Origin of the sequence: Streptosporangium canum (assembly GCF_900113865.1) — a bacterium.
Taxonomy (GTDB): domain Bacteria; phylum Actinomycetota; class Actinomycetes; order Streptosporangiales; family Streptosporangiaceae; genus Streptosporangium; species Streptosporangium canum.
This window is the reverse complement of record NZ_FOQY01000009.1, coordinates 96044-111963: the sequence shown is the minus strand read 5'-3', so window position 1 is coordinate 111963 and position 15920 is coordinate 96044. Positions and strand designations below refer to the sequence as shown.

The window sequence follows — 15920 nt, the reverse complement described above, 5'->3', positions numbered from 1 at the left end:
CCGCGAATGACCGACGAGATGCTGCGTGCCCCCGCCGAGGTGAAGTACGCCGAGGAGCTCGACTGGCTGGAGTCGGTCGACGACGGCCCCAAACCGTTCTCGTGGCGGCTCAGCCCCCGGATGGTGCGGCTGTTCGTGCTCGGGTCCGAGCGCTCCGACGGGCTCGACCGGGAGATCTCCCAAAAGTGGTTCGGTGACCGCAGCTTCGTCGAACGCGCCATCGTGACCCTGGCGTCGGACCGCGGTCTGCTGCTGATCGGGGATCCGGGCACCGGCAAGAGCTGGCTCGCCGAGCTGCTCGCGGCCGCCGTCTGCCGCAACTCGACCCTGGTCGTCCAGGGGACGGCCGGCACGACCGAGGACCACATCAAGTACTCGTGGAACGTCTCCATGGTGATCGCCAAGGGACAGTCCCGGGAGTCGATGATCCCCTCGCCGATCATGACGGCGATGGAGCAGGGCGTGATCGGCCGCTTCGAGGAGCTGACCCGCTCGACCAGCGACGTGCAGGACGCCCTGATCTCCATCCTCTCCGAGAAGTACGTGTCCGTCCCCGAACTCGACGACGACAACATCGTGTTCGCCCAGCCCGGATTCTCGATCATCGCCACGGCCAACAGCAGGGACCGGGGCGTGAACGACCTCTCGTCGGCCCTGAAGCGGCGCTTCAACTTCATCCGGATCCCCGTGGTGACGAACAAGCGCAGCGAGGCGGAGATCGTGCGGTTCCGCACCACCGAACTGCTGCGCCGGCACCGGATCGAGCTGGACCTGCCGCCCACGCTGCTGGACATCCTGCTGCAGAGCTTCGCCGACCTGCGGGCCGCGGCGGCGTCGGCCACCAGCGACGACGAGAAGCTGGAGTCGGCGCTGTCCACGGCGGAGCAGATCGGCGTGATCGAGGACGCCATCCTGCACAGCCACTTCTTCGGCGACCGCACGCTGCGGGCCGAGACGCTCGCCGGCTCGCTGGTGGGCTCACTGGCCCGTCGCAGTCCTGAGGACCTGGCCATCCTGAACAAGTACTGGCACGGTGTCGTCGAGCCCCGCAGCAAGCAGGAAGGCGGGGAGTGGAAGGACTTCCTCGAAGGCGGCCGCCAGGCGATCTCCACGCTGTCATGAGTCCTTTCGGCGCCCTGCGCGAGCAGCTCCTCGGTGCCGCCACCGCCTTCGCCGACGCGCCGAGCGCCCTGCCCGGCATCCTGTCGGGCCTGGTCGACGACGTCGACCGGGCGCTGCGCGAGGAGCTTGAGATCTTCCCGGTGTGCCACCACTCACCGGCCTCGGCGCTGGCCATGGTGCGGCGCCTGCGGGAGAAGCAGCCCAAGGTCATCTACCTGGAGCTGTGCGAGGACCTGCGGCCGCTCCTGGACGAGCTGCGCAACTGCCGGCTGCCCGTGGCGTTGCAGGCGTTCGCGTCGGAGATCGACGGTTTCCCGCCGCACTGGGGGCCGCTCAGCGTCGTGGCGCCCATCACCGAGGCGTCGGCCGAGTACCAGGCCATCGCCTACGCCCTCGACACGCCGGGGGTCGAGCTGGTGCTGGTGGACCGCTCGGCGGACCATGTCTTCCAGTGGCTGCCCCGCGAACCGGCCGAGTCGGCCGAGCCGGCCGCCGCCGATGACGCCGACGGCGCCGCCGGGCACGGCGAGGAAGCGGCCCTGCACGGCGACGCCGTCGGCGTCGAGATCGGCGACCTGCGGCCCCGCTTCGCCGAACTTGAGGAGCACCTGCTCCACCACGGCAAGGTCCGGCACTGGTCCGAATGGTGGGACCAGTACGTGGAGCAGCCCCTGGCCGGAGCGGACTACGACACCTACCGCCAGGTCATGGTGCTGATCGGCAGCCTGTTCCGGCGGCTGGGGCCCGACGGGGGCGATCGGCTGGCCCGCGACGAGGACCGCGAGCGCTACATGTGGACCCGGATGCGGGAGCACCTGGCCGCGTCGGACGCCGACCCGTCGCAGTGCCTGTACGTGTGCGGCGCGTTCCACGCGGCCAGCCGGGTCGAGCAGTTCGGCCTGGCGGCGGAGGCGCCGGCCTACGACATCAGCCCCCGGACGGCCACGCGCTGGCTGTACGGGCTCATCCCGTCCAGCCACTCCGCCATCGAGGCCCAGTTCGCGCTGGCCTCCGGCTCGGTGTCGATCGCCGCGGCGACCTGGACCAAGGCCGTGGCGCGCCACGGCGTCACGCCGTACCAGCTCGAAGGCCAGAAGGGGGCCCGCAAGCGCTCCGGGCGCGCGCGGCCGGCGGCACCCGTCCCGCAGGGGCCGGTCACCGACCGGCTGTCCGGTTTCCTGGCGAACCCGCCCGCGCTGGACGGTCTCGACGAGGCGGAGCTGCTGGGCTGGTGCGTCGACATCGTCCGGCTGGCCCGCCGCAACGGCTACCTGGCCAGTACGGCGGACGCCATCGCCGTGTTCGAGACGTCCATCCTGCTCGCCGGCCTGCGTAACCGGGCCCGTCCCACGCCCTACGACTTCCAGGACGCCGCGGTCACGTGCATCGAGAAGGACGTGGTGCCCGGCCGCCGGGACGTGCGCCGCCTGTGCGAGATCCTGCTGGGCGGTGACCGGATCGGAGAGGTCGGCTACCGGGCGCTCCCGCCGCTGGCCCAGGACGTCTACGACCGGCTGAAGCCGCTCGGGCTCGACCTGGAGAAGCGCACCCAGCAGCGGGCGCTGCTGAACCTCGAAGCGGACCCGGAGCTGGTGCCCTGCTCCCACCTGCTGTGGATGCTGCGCTACCTGCTGCCCGAGGACGCCGTCCGTCCCATCATGGGCGCGCGTCGCCTCGGCGAGCGGCCGATCCAGGAGAGCTGGGACCTGGCGATCGGCCGCCACCAGCGATCGATCATCGAGCTGGGCTACGAGGGAGTCACCGTCGAGCAGGTGCTGGAGCAGCGCCTGCGCCGTACCGTGTGGGCACCTGAGGCCACCGCCGCCGTCGCTCTCGCGGCGGTGGAGGACGCCATCCTGTACCTGGGCAGCCGGCGGTTCACCGACGAGCTCGGCGGGCGGGCCGTGGAACTGCTGGCCGCCGAGCGCACCGTGGACGACGCCCCCGACGTGCTGCGCCGGATCCGCCGGTTGCTGGCCCACTACCGCGCCACCGAGCCGGCGCTGCCGGCCTGGTGCGAGGCCTTCGTCACCACCGGGTACGCGCACTACTGCACGCTGCTGCCGACCGCTTTCGTGGACGAGGAGGCCGGCGTCCGCCAGGTGGCCGCCATGCTCGGGTTCCTGTCCAGTATGGAGAGCCTCGCGCTGGCCCTGGGCTGTGACCGCGCCCAGCTCGAACTCGCCGTACGGCAGTCGCACCCCGAGGCGCCGGCGAAGGTGGCGCTGCTGTGGGCCGCCCAGTTCCGGCTCGGCATGCTCGCGCAGGCCGAGCTGCGGTCGCGGTGTGACGAGCTGCTGGGCAACCCCCTCGTCGTCCCGGCGTTCCCGCTGTACCTGAGCGGGTTCGTGCAGGCGCTGGAGCCGGTTCCGGCGCTGGCGCCCTTCGTGGTCGAGGTGATGTCCAAGGCCTTCGCCCGGCTGCCCGACGCCGTCCTGCTCCCGTGGCTCCCCAAGTTGATCACGACCCTGCGTGACCAGGCGCACGAGCTGGTGCCCGTGCTCGTCCGCGAGGCGGGCCGCACGTTCCCGGCGGCCCTGTCCTCCGTCGACACGTGGGTGCCGCCGTGGTCGGCGCGGGAGACGCCGAAGGCGGTGGCCGGGCCGGTACCCGCGGTGGCCGGGCCGGTGGCCGATCTGCTGGCCGGTCACCCGGCGGCATGCGACGCCGTGGCCGCGCTGCTCGGGTGCGAGGCGGGGTGGCAGCCGACCGGCCACCTCGTCGGCGGACCCGAGCACCGCGAGGTGGCCGATCTGCTGGTCCGGTATCCCGAGGCCGCGGACGCCGTCGCGGGACTGCTCGCCGGGAGGTCCGCCTCCGGCCGATGAGGCGGTTCTCAGTGGTGGTAGGCGTGGACCACCGCGTGCCCCTTGCCCTTGCCGATGATCCACTTGTTGATCGGGGTGGTGACGAGGAAGGCCACCAGCAGGGCGAACGCGAGAGCGCCCCAGAACAGGCCCGAGGTGAGCCCGGCGTCCATGGCGCCGGGCACCACCATCATCACGCCGTTGTCGATGATCTCCATGACGATGATCGACACGGTGTCGGCGGCGAGCGCCAACTTCACGAGCTCGCGCCAGCTGAGGCCGGACTTGCGTAGTCCCACGATGGTGAGGGCGTAGCCGAAGAAGAAGGCCAGCACGACGGCCAGGACGATGGTCGCCGTGTTGGACCAGCCCAGAGCCGTGCCGATCACCATGCCGAGCACCTCGCCGATGGCGCACCCGGTGAGGCAGTGCAGGGTCGCCGACGCGGCCATCCGCCACGTCACCGTCGGGGAGTGGCCCATGGACGCGTGGTGATCGTGCCCGTGGTGCTCTCCGTGGCCGACGTGGCCCGTGTGCTGCGTCGATTCGGACATCGCCATCTCCTTGCCCATCAGCCGGCCCTGTCGCCGTCCCCGATATGTGCAAATTTATACCCCATGGGGGTACATGGGCAACGGCGGATTATTCCGGTAGCAGGACTGATCGCGCCGGCGGACGGGCCAGGGAGTGGCGCCGGTGCCCGGGTGTATGCGCACCCGAGCACCGGCCTGACGCGAAGCGCCGTCAGAGAGCGTGCGTCAGAGGGTGTGCGTCAGAGACGGTCGAGCAGTCCCTGCAACTGCTCCACCTCGGCCTGCTGCGTGGTCTCGATGTTCCTGGCCAGCGCCTTGGCCTCGGGGTTGCTCCCCCGGGCCTGCTCGGTCCTGGCCATCTCGATCGCCCCCTTGTGGTGGGCGATCATCAGCTTGGCGAACATCCGGTCGAACTCCGCGCCCTTGGCCTCACGGAGCTTGGCCATGTCCTCTCCGGTCATCATCCCGGGCATGTCGTGCCCCTCATGACCCCCCTCGGGGCCGGCGGGCCTGCCCCAGGCCGACAGCCAGCCGTTCATGGTGGTGATCTCGGGGTCCTGAGCGACCTTGATCTTCGCCGCGAGCTCCTTGACCTCGGGATCGCCGGCCCGCGACTCGGCGAGCTCGGCCATCTCCACCGCCTGCTCGTGATGCGGGATCATCATCTGGGCGAAGGCGACGTCGGCGTCGTTGAAGGAGGCCGACGGCTGCGGGCTCGTGGCGGCGGCCTGTGCGCCGCCGGTCGTGCCGGTGGGCGCGGCCGACAGCCGGCCATCCCCGCCGCAGGCCGTGAGCAGTACGAGCATGCCGGTCCCCGCGGCGGCGAGTGCGAGCCTGCGGGCGGCGGATCGGTTGGTGAACGTCATTGACTGGTCTCTTTCCGGTTCGTGGTACCTGCGTGCCGGTCGTCCGCGGGCAGGTCTCGGGGACCGTCCGCCGACGTGGCCGGCCTATATACGCAGAACCGAAAGGCGTGCCAGGCGCAGAGCCGTTCTCCTGGGCGGTGGCCGGGCGACGGGCGGCGACGACGCGAGGGCGACGGTCCCGGCCCGCGGCGCCCGCCGCCGCGCCCACAGCGCGCCGAGGAGCAGGACGAGGAGCGCGGTCAGTACGGCCAGGCAGACCGAGGCCGGGTCGAGACGGGGCAGGTCGCCGTCGGTGTCCGACACCCGCCGCCCGTCCCAGGACTCCGGAGCCGGTGGAGACACGAGGGCCGGCCCGGGGCCCCGGCGCGCCGCGGCCATGCCGCGCCCGGTCGTATCGGACAGGATTTTGCCGTGCTCCGCGGCCACGCCGTGCCCGGCCGCGCCGGGCCGGTCCCTGCCGTGGTCCGCGTGTCCCAGCGTGTGCATTCCCGCGATGCCCAGGACGAGCGTGATGAGCAGCAACAGCCGGCGAGGCACCCGCAGCGGATGCCTGCGGGCCGGGCAGTCCATCCTCGCCTCCGTACGCATGGGGCAGGACCGCCCCGGCCCGACCTTCTACGATCTTCAGTAGTAAGAATACTCCAGCCGTCCGCGCCCCTCCGGGGAGGTGACGCCGAGCGTGTCGCCTCCTCGGCGGCGCATGTCCCGCCGGCCCCCCGTGGACGTCCCCTTCCGTTCCCCGTCTCCTGCGGCCTTCAGGCCGGTTTGCGGGCTTCGATGAGAAACCGCGTCGCGTGCGCGAGGAAGGGGCCGTCGGCCTGGATCCGGTCGTGCAGGGCCCTGAGCTCGGTGCGGTAGCGGTCGACCGTGAACCCCGGGACGATCCAGATCACCTTCCGCAGGTAGTAGATCACAGCGCCGACGTCGTGGAAGACCATGCGCAGCGACTCCAGCCGGAGGTCGCGCACCTCAAGTCCCGCCGCCTCGGCCGCCGCTCCGGCCAGCTCGGGATCGCGTCCGGAGCCGGCCGGCTGGGGGCCCATGAAGAACTCCGTCACCTTCACGGCGCTCCGGGGGCCGACCTGCTGGGAGAAGTACGTCCCTCCCGGCTGGAGCACGCGGGAGATCTCCTCCCACCAGGTGGTCACCGGGTGGCGGCTGGTCACCAGGTCGAAGACGCCGTCGCCGAACGGGAGCCGCCGCTCGTCGCCGGTGGCGACGACCACGACCCCGCGCGGACGCAGCCGTGCGGTCGCCAGCGCGAGGTTCGGCGGCCAGGACTCCGTGGCGACCGTCCGGGTGGCGAGCCGCGGCACACCCGCGAGCACCTCCCCGCCGCCGGTCTCGACGTCCAGCGCGGCCGACGCCCGCGCCATCCGCTCACCCAGGAGCCGCGCGTATCCCCACGAGGGGCGCTCCTCCGTCGCCCGGCCGTCGAGCCATGAGAAGTCCCAGCCGTCGACGGAAACGGATGCGGCCTCGGCGACGAGGTCCTCGAATGTCCGTGCCATCCTTCGAAACTGCCAGCCGGCCTCGGGGCTTGTCCAAGGGTTTTACCGCACAGTGGCGGCGGGCTCGGGCCGCGCGGTCGGGTACGGCCGCCGGGGCGATGGCCGGACCGGCGGCCTGACGGACGGCGTCGGCTACACGTCCTTCGCGAGCAGTTCCTTGAGGGCGTCGTCGATGAACGTCGTGTCGACCGGATTGAGACCGCCGCCGGCGAAGTGCCCCCACGCGCCGGGGATGACCCGCAGCTCCGCGTTGGGCATGTGGGCGACCTCCCACTCGCTGTCCTCGGGCGGGAAGTAGAGGTCCTGCTCGGCGGGCATGACGATCGCCGGCGCGCGGATCGCGGCGAGTGCCTCCTCCACGCCGCCGAACCCCGGAGTTCTGCCCACATCGGCGTTCTGCCAGGTCCACAGCATGGCGAGCAGGTTGTCCGCGTCGCGCTTGATGAACAACCCCTCCCAGAAGCCGACGAGGAAGTCTTCGAGGGAGCCGTAACCGAGCGGTTCGCGCTCGTAGATCCTCTCCCGGTAGAACTGCTGGGAGAAGCCCCAGCCCGCGTAGACCCGGGCCAGCGCCCGCAGCCCGACGCCCGGCTGCTCGCGGTACCAGCCGTTGTCCCACGCCGCGTCGGCCGTGAGGGCGGCCTTGACGCCCTCAAGGAAGACGATGTTGTGCAGGCTGGTCTTCGCCGCGCCGCAGAAGGGAAGTATCCGCCGGACCATGCCCGGATGGCTGACCGCCCACTGGTAGGTCTGCCCGGCTCCCATGGACCAGCCCGTGACGAGCTCCAGACGCTCGATCCCGAACCGCTCGGTGACGAGGCGGTGCTGCGCCTGGACGTTGTCGTACATCGTCACGTGCGGAAAACGCGCCCGGTCGTGCGGCGGCGGGGTGGTGCTGGGAGACGACGACAGCCCGTTGCCGAGCATGTTCGGGATGATGATGAAGTACTTCGACGGATCGAGCGCCATGCCCTCGCCGATCAGCCATTCGTTGTCGTAGTGCTGACCCGAGTACCACGTCGGGTAGACGATCGCGTTGTCCCTGCCGGCGTTGAGCTCGCCGTAGGTCTTGTACGCCAGTTCGGCGGCGGGCAATGTGATGCCACTCCGCAGCCGGACATCACCGAGGTCGAAGACGTCGTAGTCCATGGAGGCCTCCTTGCCGACCACCGGTCTCGATCGTCCGATGCTTCGCGCTCCTGAGTCGGTATTTTAGTCGCGGCACTGAACGGAGGGCAGCGTTCATTGCCCCGTTTTCGCAGGTCAATACGGCTGTATGACACTTTGTCGTGGGCCTTTTCGCGTGCCCGGGGGACTTTTCGCGCTCTCGATAACGGACCGAGGGTTTTTCACCGCGTGACTTTCCGGCCGCGCCCGCCCCGCCCTTCTCCACCGTCTCCGCCGCCTTCACCCCTGCCGCCCCGCGGTACGGAATCCCTGCCGCCCCGCGGTACGGAATCCCTGCCGCCCCGCGGTACGGAACTCCGCCGGCGCGTCTCCGGGCGCGGGTTGTCGCGGGTCCCGCATATTGAAGCGACATCCTGCCCGAAGAACGGCAGGATGGAGGCTCTTTGAGCGTTTCGTGAAGGAGCCAGCACGTGCACAGCTACCGCCGCGACCTCGAGATACTTCGAGATCGGCGCTTCACCTTGCTGCTCGTCGCCCGGACCGTCTCGGTGCTGGGCAGCTCGTTCGCACCCGTGGCCCTCGCCTTCGGCATCCTCGCCCTGCCGGGGGCGACGGCCACGACCCTGTCGGTGGTCCTCGCCGCGGAGGCGCTGCCGATGGTGGCGTTCATGCTCGTGGGCGGAGTGATCGCCGACCGGCTGCCCCGGCACCGGGTGATGATGGCCGGTGAGGCGATCAACGCGGCGGCGTTCTTCTGCCTCGCCGCGATGCTGCTCACCGGATGGACCCCGCTCCCCGCCCTGGTGACGGCCGCGGCGATCAGCGGCGTCGCGATGGCGATCCTCTTCCCCGCCCTGACCGGCATCATCCCCGACGTCGTCCCCGCCGACCGGCTGCAGACCGCCAACGCCCTGCTGGGACTGGGCGCCAACAGCTCGCGCGTCGCCGGGCTCATCCTGAGCGGGGCCACGGTCGTCCTGCTCGGCGGCGGCTGGGCGCTCGTCGTCAGCGGCACCATGTTCGCCGTGGCGGGCGTGCTCATCGCGGCGCTCCGCCTCACCCCGGCGGAACGCTCCGCGGCCGGGAGCCACTCGGTCCTCGCCGACCTGCGCGGCGGCTGGCGCGAGTTCGTCTCCAGGCAGTGGCTGTGGGTGGTGGTCGCGCAGTTCTCGGTACTGGTGATGGCCGTGCAGGCCGCGCACGGCGTGCTCGGGCCGCTGGTGGCCAAGGAGCACCTGGGCGGGGCGGCGGCCTGGTCGGCGATCCTCGCCGGCGAGGCGGTCGGCATGATCGGCGGAGTCTTCGTCGCGCTGCGGCTGCGCCCCCGCCGCCCCATTCTGGTCGGCACGATCCTCACCGTGCCCACGGCGCTGCCCTACCTGCTGCTCGGTCTGGGGACCCCGCTGTGGACGATCGTCCTTGGGGCGGTCGTGATGGGGGTCTGCTTCGACATCTTCGGCGTGCTGTGGAACACCACGATGCAGCGGGAGATCCCGGCCGAGTCACTGTCGCGGGTCAGCTCCTACGACGCCCTCGGATCCCTGATGTTCGGCCCGGTCGGTCTGCTGGTGGCGGGGCCGCTGGCGATCGTGGTCGGCCCGAGGCCCGCCCTGCTCGGGTGCGCGGCGGTCGTCGTGCTGTCCTCCCTCGCCGCGCTGCTCTCCCCGGGGGTGCGGGGCCTCCGCGCCCCGGCGCCCGCCGAGGAGACCGGGGTCCTGTCCCACTGACGCCGAGGCGGGACACCGGACGCGGGTCAGTAGGCGAGGACGCGGTCGGTGTAACGCTTGACCACGAACGGCGTCTTGAACTTCGGGAAGGCGACCGTCTTCGCGTCGCCGTCAGAGGTGTAGCGCTCGTCGCCGTTCGCCTTCAGCCAGTCGAGCCAGGCGGTGGAGCAGAACTTCACGCAGTCGCCGGTCTTGTCCATCGAGCGGATGCGCGGGATGCCGTCCGGGTCGAACTTCTTGTTGAACGGCGACAAGGCGGGGGTGTATCCGGCGAGGAACACCCCGCCGTAGTCGTAGGAGACGTCACCGGCGGCGCCCTTGCGGCCCCACTCCTTCTTGGTCGGCTGGTTGCCGTACGGCAGCGCCAGCGTGACGGGGTTGGTGTTCAGCAGCTTGGTGATGAGCTCGTGGCCGGCGGCGACCTCGGAGCTCACCTGCTTCTCCGGCTTGCCGCGGAGGCTCTGGTGGTCGCGGGTGTGGTTGCCGATGTCGAACCCCTTGTCACGGAGCCACATCAGCATCTGGGCCTGTTCTTCCGGGGTCGTCTTCCCGAACATGTCACGCGTCACGTAGAACGTGGCCACCGGGCGGAATCCCGGGTGACGCTGGGCGACCTCCTGGAGGATGGCGACGGCGGTCTGCGGTTTGGGCGCGCCCATGCCGTCCAGGTCGAACTGCGAGGGGGACGAGTCGTCGAAGGTGAGGACGACCGGGTGCCGCCCCGCGGGGATGTCGATGCGCCCGGTGACGTATTCGGCCGCCGTGATCGGGACGTAGTCCTCCCTGGCCAGCCGCTCCAGCTCCGTGCGGAACTGCTGCGGGGTGCGGTCGTCCTGGGTCGCCGGCTTGTCCACCACCCGGTGGTACATGAGCACAGGGATCTGCCCCAGCTCGTTGGCGTGGACCTTCGCGGCGGTCGCCAGCCTGGTCTTGAGAAGGGCCGCCTGCCCGGCCGCGGCCGCGGAGGCCTTGGCGGCGGCCGCCACGCCGGCGTCCTTCTTGTCCTGCGGTTCCTCACCCTGCCACGGCATGCACCCGACGAGCACGGCGCCCGCCGCCGCGACCGCCACACCGACCCTGCCCACCCTAAGAAGGCCCATCGAATCCCCCCAGCGCACAGACGATATGCTCGTCATCCCCCGCTGACCTGCGGATTGATCTCCGTCTCAGGCAAAGGCTTCGTACCTGGGCGAGAGGAGCCGCGGACCCGCCGCCGGTGCGGGATCGCGGCGCCGGCCCGGTAGGCGATCTGCCCGTGGTCCGGCGGACGGGGCTCGCCTAGAGTCGAAATCATGAGTGAGCAGGGAGGCCTGCCCCGTGCCCGTGCCCGGGCGGCCGCGGGTGCGCTCTTCTTCGACGAGGACGGCCGCGTCATGATCGTCCATCCGTCCTACAAGACGGATCGGGATATCCCCGGCGGGGGCGTGGAGCCGGGAGAGACCCCCTACGAGGCCTGTGTCCGCGAGGTCGGTGAGGAGCTCGGCATCCAGCCGCCGATCGGCCGCCTGCTCGCGGTGGACTGGGCGCCTCACCCGGGAGTGGGCGACCTGATCCTTTTCGTCTTCGACGGTGGCGTGCTCGGCGCGGACGCGCTCAGGCGGATCACGTTCGCCGACGGCGAGCTGACCGGCTTCGGCTTCCACCCCGTCGAGGACGTGGACGGCCTGCTGAACGAGCGCCTGGCCCGGCGGGTCAAGGCGGCGGTCGCCGCCCGCGAGCTCGGCGGACCGGCATATCTGGAGTACGGCAGGGCCGTCCCCAGGTGAGCCGCGGCCCCGGAGCCAGGCGGTTCTCCGGGGCCGTCGCCTCAGCCCTGGAGGGCGGAGCGGTGCCGGAGGGTCATGCCGGGGAGCCGGAGCATGCCGAAGCGCTCGTAGTAGGGCTGGAGCGACGCGTCGCAGAGGAGGTCGACGGAGTAGAGGTGCTCGGTGTCCGCGAGGATCCGCCGCACCAGCTCACTGCCGATCCCCTGCCCCTGGTATTCGGGGAGGACCTCCAGCCAGGGGACGAACGCGGTGAGGACGCCGTCACTGATCATGTTGATGAAGCCGACGACGCGGTCCGTCTCCTCGTCGATCGCGATGACCGCGCGGTAGCTCCCCCGCAGAACCGCCAGGTGCTGCTCGGGAGACGCGGGAGTCGGCCATCCCACGAAGAAGCCCGTAAGCCGGTCGGCTTCGATCGTGTCGACGGTGTCGGAGTAGCGGATCATGGACATGCGCTCCCTCTGGAGATCGTGCGGGTGGGCAGGATATCCAGGGGCGGCCGGTATGGGCGATCCGTTTATCGACCCCGTCGGATCGGATCGGACCGTGGAGCGGGGGCTACAGGGCGGGACTGGGGTGCAGGAGCATCCGCAGGCGGACGCGCGACTCCCCGGCGGCCTGGTGGATGCTGAACTCGTCGCACAGCTGGCTCATCAGCCACAGGCCGAAGCCCCGCACCGTGCCGGTGGGGCGTTCCGGAGGGACGTCCCGGGGGGCGAGGTCGCCCATGTTGTCGATGACTTCCACGGTGATGCAGGTGTCGTTGTGCCAGATGCTCAACGTGCCCTTGCCGCCGCCGTGCTCCAGAACGTTGATGACGGCCTCGTTGACCGCGAGAAGCAGATCGTCCAGACGTTCACCGCGCATACCGGCGTCAGCCGCATGGCTGAGGAGACGTTGCCGCAGAGCGGTGAGATCGTCGTCGATCGGCCAGTGCTGGCCGTGGTCGCCGGTCACGACACCCCCTTGACGTCGCCTTGTCTGGCAGTCACCGGAAGGTGAGCCGACTCGCTCCAGAATCAGGGCGTTGCTGACGAGTTACATGATGCTAAACACCTGCCCGGTCATTGCCAACTTACGACCATGCGGGCAGACGAGATATCCGCCGGCGACCGCCCGCCGCGGACCCGGCCGCCGCGGGCCGGTGTGCGAGCCGGACAAGGCCGGTGTGCGGGCCGGACGAGAGCGGTGCGTGAGCCGGGCGAGGCTGACGCGTGAGCCGGACGAGCAGGGATTACGGGCCGGGACACGCGTGCGACGGCACGCGGACCCCGCTCGTACGGGACCCTATGACGACTGTTGTGCCTGCAGAGCCTCGACGGCGTCGCCGACGGTGGGCTGGATGCCGAAGGCCTGGGTGAGCCCGGTCAGGTGGAAGAGTCTTTCCAGGCGGGGATGCAACTGGGCCAGGACGACGCTGTGGCCACGGCCGTGGACGAGCTTCCGGACGGCCAGGAACACCTGGATCCCGGTGGAGTCGCAGAACGTCAGATCCTTCAGATCGACGATGAGATCGCGCGACTCGGCGCCGATGGATTCCTGGAGATCGTGCTGGAGCCGCTCGGCGTTGGTGTAGTCGAGCTCGCCGGCCAGGGCGAGCAGGGACACGTTCTCCAGGGTGTCGTCGGATGTGACGGTGACATGGACGGCAGTGCTCACGGGGAAACCTCTGCAGACGGTCGAGGGGTGGAAGGGGGCGACATGGCGGTGTCATCGGAAAGACCTGAACCGGGCCCGGTGAGCACCTGCCCGATCGCGACCGTCGTACGGCAGGGCACCTGAGGCGGTGGCATGCTCCGCGAGGAGGCGACCGGCTTCCGGAGGCGTCGCCGTACGTGCCCGGCCCGCTCGCGCGGCTCCTGCCGTGCCGCGGTGATCGGCGCCCGGACCGGCCGGCCCGGCCGCGCCGGCATCCGGGCCGGCTCCCTGGCGGCAGGCAGGGTCACGATGCCGCGGAGCCGTACGGCGATCGGGCACGGTGCTTCGGAGGCTGAAGTGACCTGCTGGACGCCGACGTTGTTCACCCGCGATCTCGAGTCTTCGGTGAAAGCACTGACCACCTCGGGAAAGGCGGGTGGATCAGTGCCGCTGTAATCACTCCCAGTTTACTTGTCCTTCAAAATCTCGTCGGATCCTTTTTGTGAAGTGCCCGCCGGGCAGCCGGCCGTCGTCCTGCCTGGTCCCGCCCAGCTCGGGCCCGGTTCGAGACCGTCGTCGCCCGATCCGCGGGGAGAGAATCCGTGCCCGGCCACCGGGCCGCAGGTGCACGCCACGGGCCTCCCGGCTCCGGGCACGGACGTTTCCCGGGAATGAACGGGGCAGAAGTTCCGCTGATCGAGGCGCCGCCGTCCGGCGGCCAGACGGAGGAGGCCGCATGCAGGTCGATGTCAAGCTCTCGCCCGGTGGTGATCTCTTCGAGGCGGAGGTGGACGGCAAGCACGCCGGACAGCTGGAGTTCGTCCGGCGCGACGGTGTCATCGTCTACACCCACACCGAGGTCGACGCGGAGTTCGAGGGCAACGGGGTGGGGGGCGCGCTCGTCCGCGCGGCGCTGGACGGAGCCCGCGCCGAAGGGGTGAAGATCGTGCCGCGCTGCCCGTTCGTGAAGACCTGGATCGAACGTCACCCCGGCTACGCCGACCTCGTCGAAGGCGGCTGACCATTCCCGGTCCCCCTTCGGCGGGCCGGGCCGCTCGGCCGGATGGCGCCGTCCGGCCGAGCGGCGCCACTCGGCCCGGGGCGGCGCTGTCCGGGCTGGTGCCGGCCGGGCCGTACGCGGAGGCCGTGGCGGATGGCAGGATCTGGGGCCATGCTGCATCACATCGAGCTGTGGGTGCCCGATCTCGGCCGCGCGACGAGGTCATGGGGATGGTTGCTGGGGGAGCTGGGATACCAGAGCTTCCAGGAATGGAGCGACGGCCGGAGCTGGGCACTGGACGGCGTGTACATCGTCGTCGAGCAGTCGCCGGCCATGACCGCTCCCTCTCATGATCGATGCCGACCGGGTCTGAATCATTTGGCGTTCCGCGTGATCGGCTCGGAGAGGGTGGATGCGCTGGTCGCGGCGGCTCCGGAGCACGGATGGACCTTGATGTTCACCGATCGGCACCCGCATGCGGGCGGAACCGACCAATACGCGGGTTATCTTGAGAACGAGGACGGCTTCGAGGTCGAACTGGTCGCGGATCGCGATCGGTCGGGCGCGAGCCATACGACATGATGATTAAAATCACCCGGTTGGCGCAGATTTGCCACGTTGGCTTACGGTGCAAGCCAGATCATGGCCTGATCCCTTGCTAGGCTGCAGGGAACCGTTGGAACCGGGCGTTGTCTCACCCCGGCAGGTGAGACCGTCAAGAAGTGGGGTCACACCGTGAAGAAGCTGCTCGTTCTGGCGCTGGTCGCGCTTGGGGGACTGCTGGTCTGGCGCAAGGTGCAGGCTGACCGCGCCGAGCTGGATCTGTGGACTGAGGCCACCGGCAGCGAAAACTGAACAACGCGGCTACCGATTTGGGTGCTTTCATGGTCCTTGCCCAAGATGGGGGAGTAACACCCATCAGGCTTGCCTGTCTGGATCTGGCAGGCACCACGATCGGTGATATCGCCATGGTCGAACGGGCGTTCGCCGAGGCGATCGCCACGCAGGGCATCGTGCCCGGGACCGGTGCGTACGCACGCGCCATGGTGCACGTGCACCGGTCCCGGGGCTGCCCGACGATCGAGGTCTTCCGGGGGATCTTCCCCGACAACGAGGCCCAGGCGCAGGCGGCCAACCTGGCCTTCGAGCGCTCCTACGAGGGCGCCATCGGGCGCGCGGGCCTGGCCCCGCTGCCCGGCACCGTCGAGGTGCTGGAGAAGCTCCGCGCCGCCGACGTCAAGATCTGTCTCATCACCGGCTTCAGCCGGATCACGCTCAACCGGGTGCTGGCTGCCCTGAGCTGGTCGGACAAGGTCGATCTCGCGCTCTGCCCGGAAGACGCCGGGCGTGGCCGCCCCATGCCCGACATGGTCCTCGCCGCGGTTCTGCGTCTCGGCATCGAGGATGTCCGTCAGGTCGCGGTGGCCGGTGACTCCGAGAGCGACATGCTCTGCGGCCGTCGTTCCGGCGCGTCGGTGGTCGCCGGTGTCCTGACCGGAGTGCACAGCAAGGAGCGCCTCCTCAAGGGCGGCGCCACGCACATCCTGGACTCCGTCGCCGACTTCCCCGCCCTGGTGCTCGGCAGCGCGCAGGTGGAGACGCCGGTGTGCGCCTCGGCCCTCTGACCGGGCGGCCGACGGCATCGCCGCGCGGATCCACACCGCCCCGCGGATCCACACCGCCCCGCGCGAGGAGGTCTTCCGCGCCGTGCGGGCGGCGGCGCTGGGGGAGACGGTGCTGTCTCCGGCCGTGGCCGTCGCCTACGGCCGCGGCCTGCTGTCATGACGATCCGGCGCGCCCGCGGAGAAGAACCGGAGCCCCT

The 15920-nt window shown here is 70.5% G+C and carries 17 protein-coding genes; 8 read left to right on the top strand and 9 right to left on the bottom strand.

What is annotated here, in order from left to right:
* Positions 1-6 precede the first annotated feature (6 nt).
* A complete protein-coding gene (locus BM085_RS15785) occupies positions 7-1122 on the top strand; it encodes an ATP-binding protein (RefSeq protein ID WP_031158397.1) in 1116 nt (371 codons plus the stop codon).
* The gene (locus BM085_RS15780; RefSeq protein WP_093887735.1) at positions 1119-3950 is read left to right on the top strand and encodes a DUF5682 family protein; all 2832 of its coding nucleotides are present in this window, start codon (positions 1119-1121) and stop codon (positions 3948-3950) included. The genes BM085_RS15785 and BM085_RS15780 overlap by 4 nt, the downstream gene beginning before the upstream one ends.
* Before the next feature lie 8 nt (positions 3951-3958).
* Here the strand turns inward: BM085_RS15780 and BM085_RS15775 are convergent, their stop codons facing one another.
* The 5 genes from BM085_RS15775 to BM085_RS15755 all read right to left on the bottom strand — a co-directional run bounded on the left by BM085_RS15775 (position 3959) and on the right by BM085_RS15755 (position 7988).
* The gene (locus BM085_RS15775) at positions 3959-4483 is read right to left on the bottom strand and encodes a DUF4396 domain-containing protein (protein WP_093887734.1); all 525 of its coding nucleotides are present in this window, start codon (positions 4481-4483) and stop codon (positions 3959-3961) included.
* Positions 4484-4701: 218 nt separating this feature from the next.
* Positions 4702-5328 carry a DUF305 domain-containing protein gene (locus tag BM085_RS15770; protein ID WP_093887733.1) on the bottom strand — a complete coding sequence of 209 codons (627 nt, stop codon included), beginning with the start codon at positions 5326-5328 and terminating at the stop codon, positions 4702-4704.
* 84 nt (positions 5329-5412) lie between these two features.
* Positions 5413-5898 carry a DUF6153 family protein gene (locus BM085_RS15765; protein ID WP_093887732.1) on the bottom strand — a complete coding sequence of 162 codons (486 nt, stop codon included), beginning with the start codon at positions 5896-5898 and terminating at the stop codon, positions 5413-5415.
* Between the two features lie 185 nt (positions 5899-6083).
* Complete coding sequence (locus BM085_RS15760) at positions 6084-6839, bottom strand: class I SAM-dependent methyltransferase (RefSeq protein ID WP_093887731.1); 756 nt, start codon at positions 6837-6839, stop codon at positions 6084-6086.
* A 132-nt stretch (positions 6840-6971) separates the two neighbouring features.
* Positions 6972-7988 (bottom strand): alpha/beta fold hydrolase, encoded by a 1017-nt coding sequence (locus BM085_RS15755; protein ID WP_093887875.1) that lies wholly within the window; start codon positions 7986-7988, stop codon positions 6972-6974.
* A gap of 449 nt (positions 7989-8437) precedes the next feature.
* On the opposite strand from BM085_RS15755, the gene BM085_RS15750 reads away from it, so the two are divergent.
* Positions 8438-9694 carry an MFS transporter gene (locus tag BM085_RS15750; RefSeq protein ID WP_093887730.1) on the top strand — a complete coding sequence of 419 codons (1257 nt, stop codon included), beginning with the start codon at positions 8438-8440 and terminating at the stop codon, positions 9692-9694.
* Positions 9695-9720: 26 nt separating this feature from the next.
* Here BM085_RS15750 and BM085_RS15745 read toward each other — a convergent pair whose 3' ends face one another.
* Positions 9721-10812 (bottom strand): polysaccharide deacetylase family protein, encoded by a 1092-nt coding sequence (locus BM085_RS15745; protein ID WP_093887729.1) that lies wholly within the window; start codon positions 10810-10812, stop codon positions 9721-9723.
* Between the two features lie 174 nt (positions 10813-10986).
* Between BM085_RS15745 and BM085_RS15740 the strand changes: the two genes are divergently transcribed.
* Complete coding sequence (locus tag BM085_RS15740; protein ID WP_093887728.1) at positions 10987-11460, top strand: NUDIX domain-containing protein; 474 nt, start codon at positions 10987-10989, stop codon at positions 11458-11460.
* A gap of 41 nt (positions 11461-11501) precedes the next feature.
* Here the strand turns inward: BM085_RS15740 and BM085_RS15735 are convergent, their stop codons facing one another.
* The 3 genes from BM085_RS15735 to BM085_RS15725 all read right to left on the bottom strand — a co-directional run bounded on the left by BM085_RS15735 (position 11502) and on the right by BM085_RS15725 (position 13119).
* Complete coding sequence (locus tag BM085_RS15735) at positions 11502-11912, bottom strand: GNAT family N-acetyltransferase (RefSeq protein ID WP_093887727.1); 411 nt, start codon at positions 11910-11912, stop codon at positions 11502-11504.
* A 106-nt stretch (positions 11913-12018) separates the two neighbouring features.
* The gene (locus BM085_RS15730) at positions 12019-12417 is read right to left on the bottom strand and encodes an ATP-binding protein (RefSeq protein ID WP_093887726.1); all 399 of its coding nucleotides are present in this window, start codon (positions 12415-12417) and stop codon (positions 12019-12021) included.
* Between the two features lie 330 nt (positions 12418-12747).
* Positions 12748-13119 carry an STAS domain-containing protein gene (locus BM085_RS15725; protein ID WP_093887725.1) on the bottom strand — a complete coding sequence of 124 codons (372 nt, stop codon included), beginning with the start codon at positions 13117-13119 and terminating at the stop codon, positions 12748-12750.
* Positions 13120-13834: 715 nt separating this feature from the next.
* Between BM085_RS15725 and BM085_RS15720 the strand changes: the two genes are divergently transcribed.
* The 4 genes from BM085_RS15720 (at position 13835) to BM085_RS15710 (ending at position 15723) form a co-directional block, all read left to right on the top strand.
* Positions 13835-14119, top strand: coding sequence for a GNAT family N-acetyltransferase (locus BM085_RS15720; RefSeq protein ID WP_093887724.1), 285 nt, complete (start codon positions 13835-13837; stop codon positions 14117-14119).
* A 150-nt stretch (positions 14120-14269) separates the two neighbouring features.
* Positions 14270-14680 (top strand): VOC family protein, encoded by a 411-nt coding sequence (locus BM085_RS15715; protein ID WP_093887723.1) that lies wholly within the window; start codon positions 14270-14272, stop codon positions 14678-14680.
* A 153-nt stretch (positions 14681-14833) separates the two neighbouring features.
* A complete protein-coding gene (locus tag BM085_RS45245) occupies positions 14834-14953 on the top strand; it encodes a DLW-39 family protein (protein ID WP_211264163.1) in 120 nt (39 codons plus the stop codon).
* Positions 14954-14982: 29 nt separating this feature from the next.
* Positions 14983-15723 carry an HAD-IA family hydrolase gene (locus tag BM085_RS15710; protein WP_093887722.1) on the top strand — a complete coding sequence of 247 codons (741 nt, stop codon included), beginning with the start codon at positions 14983-14985 and terminating at the stop codon, positions 15721-15723.
* Positions 15724-15920 lie beyond the last annotated feature (197 nt).

Bases quoted from the DNA above. Each gene is read 5' to 3' on its own strand.
- BM085_RS15785 (WP_031158397.1), top strand. From the start codon at position 7: ATGACCGACGAGATGCTGCGTGCCCCCGCCGAGGTGAAGTACGCCGAG.
- BM085_RS15780 (WP_093887735.1), top strand. From the start codon at position 1,119: ATGAGTCCTTTCGGCGCCCTGCGCGAGCAGCTCCTCGGTGCCGCCACC.
- BM085_RS15775 (WP_093887734.1), bottom strand. From the start codon at position 4,483: ATGTCCGAATCGACGCAGCACACGGGCCACGTCGGCCACGGAGAGCAC.
- BM085_RS15770 (WP_093887733.1), bottom strand. From the start codon at position 5,328: ATGACGTTCACCAACCGATCCGCCGCCCGCAGGCTCGCACTCGCCGCC.
- BM085_RS15765 (WP_093887732.1), bottom strand. From the start codon at position 5,898: ATGGACTGCCCGGCCCGCAGGCATCCGCTGCGGGTGCCTCGCCGGCTG.
- BM085_RS15760 (WP_093887731.1), bottom strand. From the start codon at position 6,839: ATGGCACGGACATTCGAGGACCTCGTCGCCGAGGCCGCATCCGTTTCC.
- BM085_RS15755 (WP_093887875.1), bottom strand. From the start codon at position 7,988: ATGGACTACGACGTCTTCGACCTCGGTGATGTCCGGCTGCGGAGTGGC.
- BM085_RS15740 (WP_093887728.1), top strand. From the start codon at position 10,987: ATGAGTGAGCAGGGAGGCCTGCCCCGTGCCCGTGCCCGGGCGGCCGCG.
- BM085_RS15735 (WP_093887727.1), bottom strand. From the start codon at position 11,912: ATGTCCATGATCCGCTACTCCGACACCGTCGACACGATCGAAGCCGAC.
- BM085_RS15720 (WP_093887724.1), top strand. From the start codon at position 13,835: ATGCAGGTCGATGTCAAGCTCTCGCCCGGTGGTGATCTCTTCGAGGCG.
- BM085_RS15715 (WP_093887723.1), top strand. From the start codon at position 14,270: ATGCTGCATCACATCGAGCTGTGGGTGCCCGATCTCGGCCGCGCGACG.
- BM085_RS15710 (WP_093887722.1), top strand. From the start codon at position 14,983: ATGGTCCTTGCCCAAGATGGGGGAGTAACACCCATCAGGCTTGCCTGT.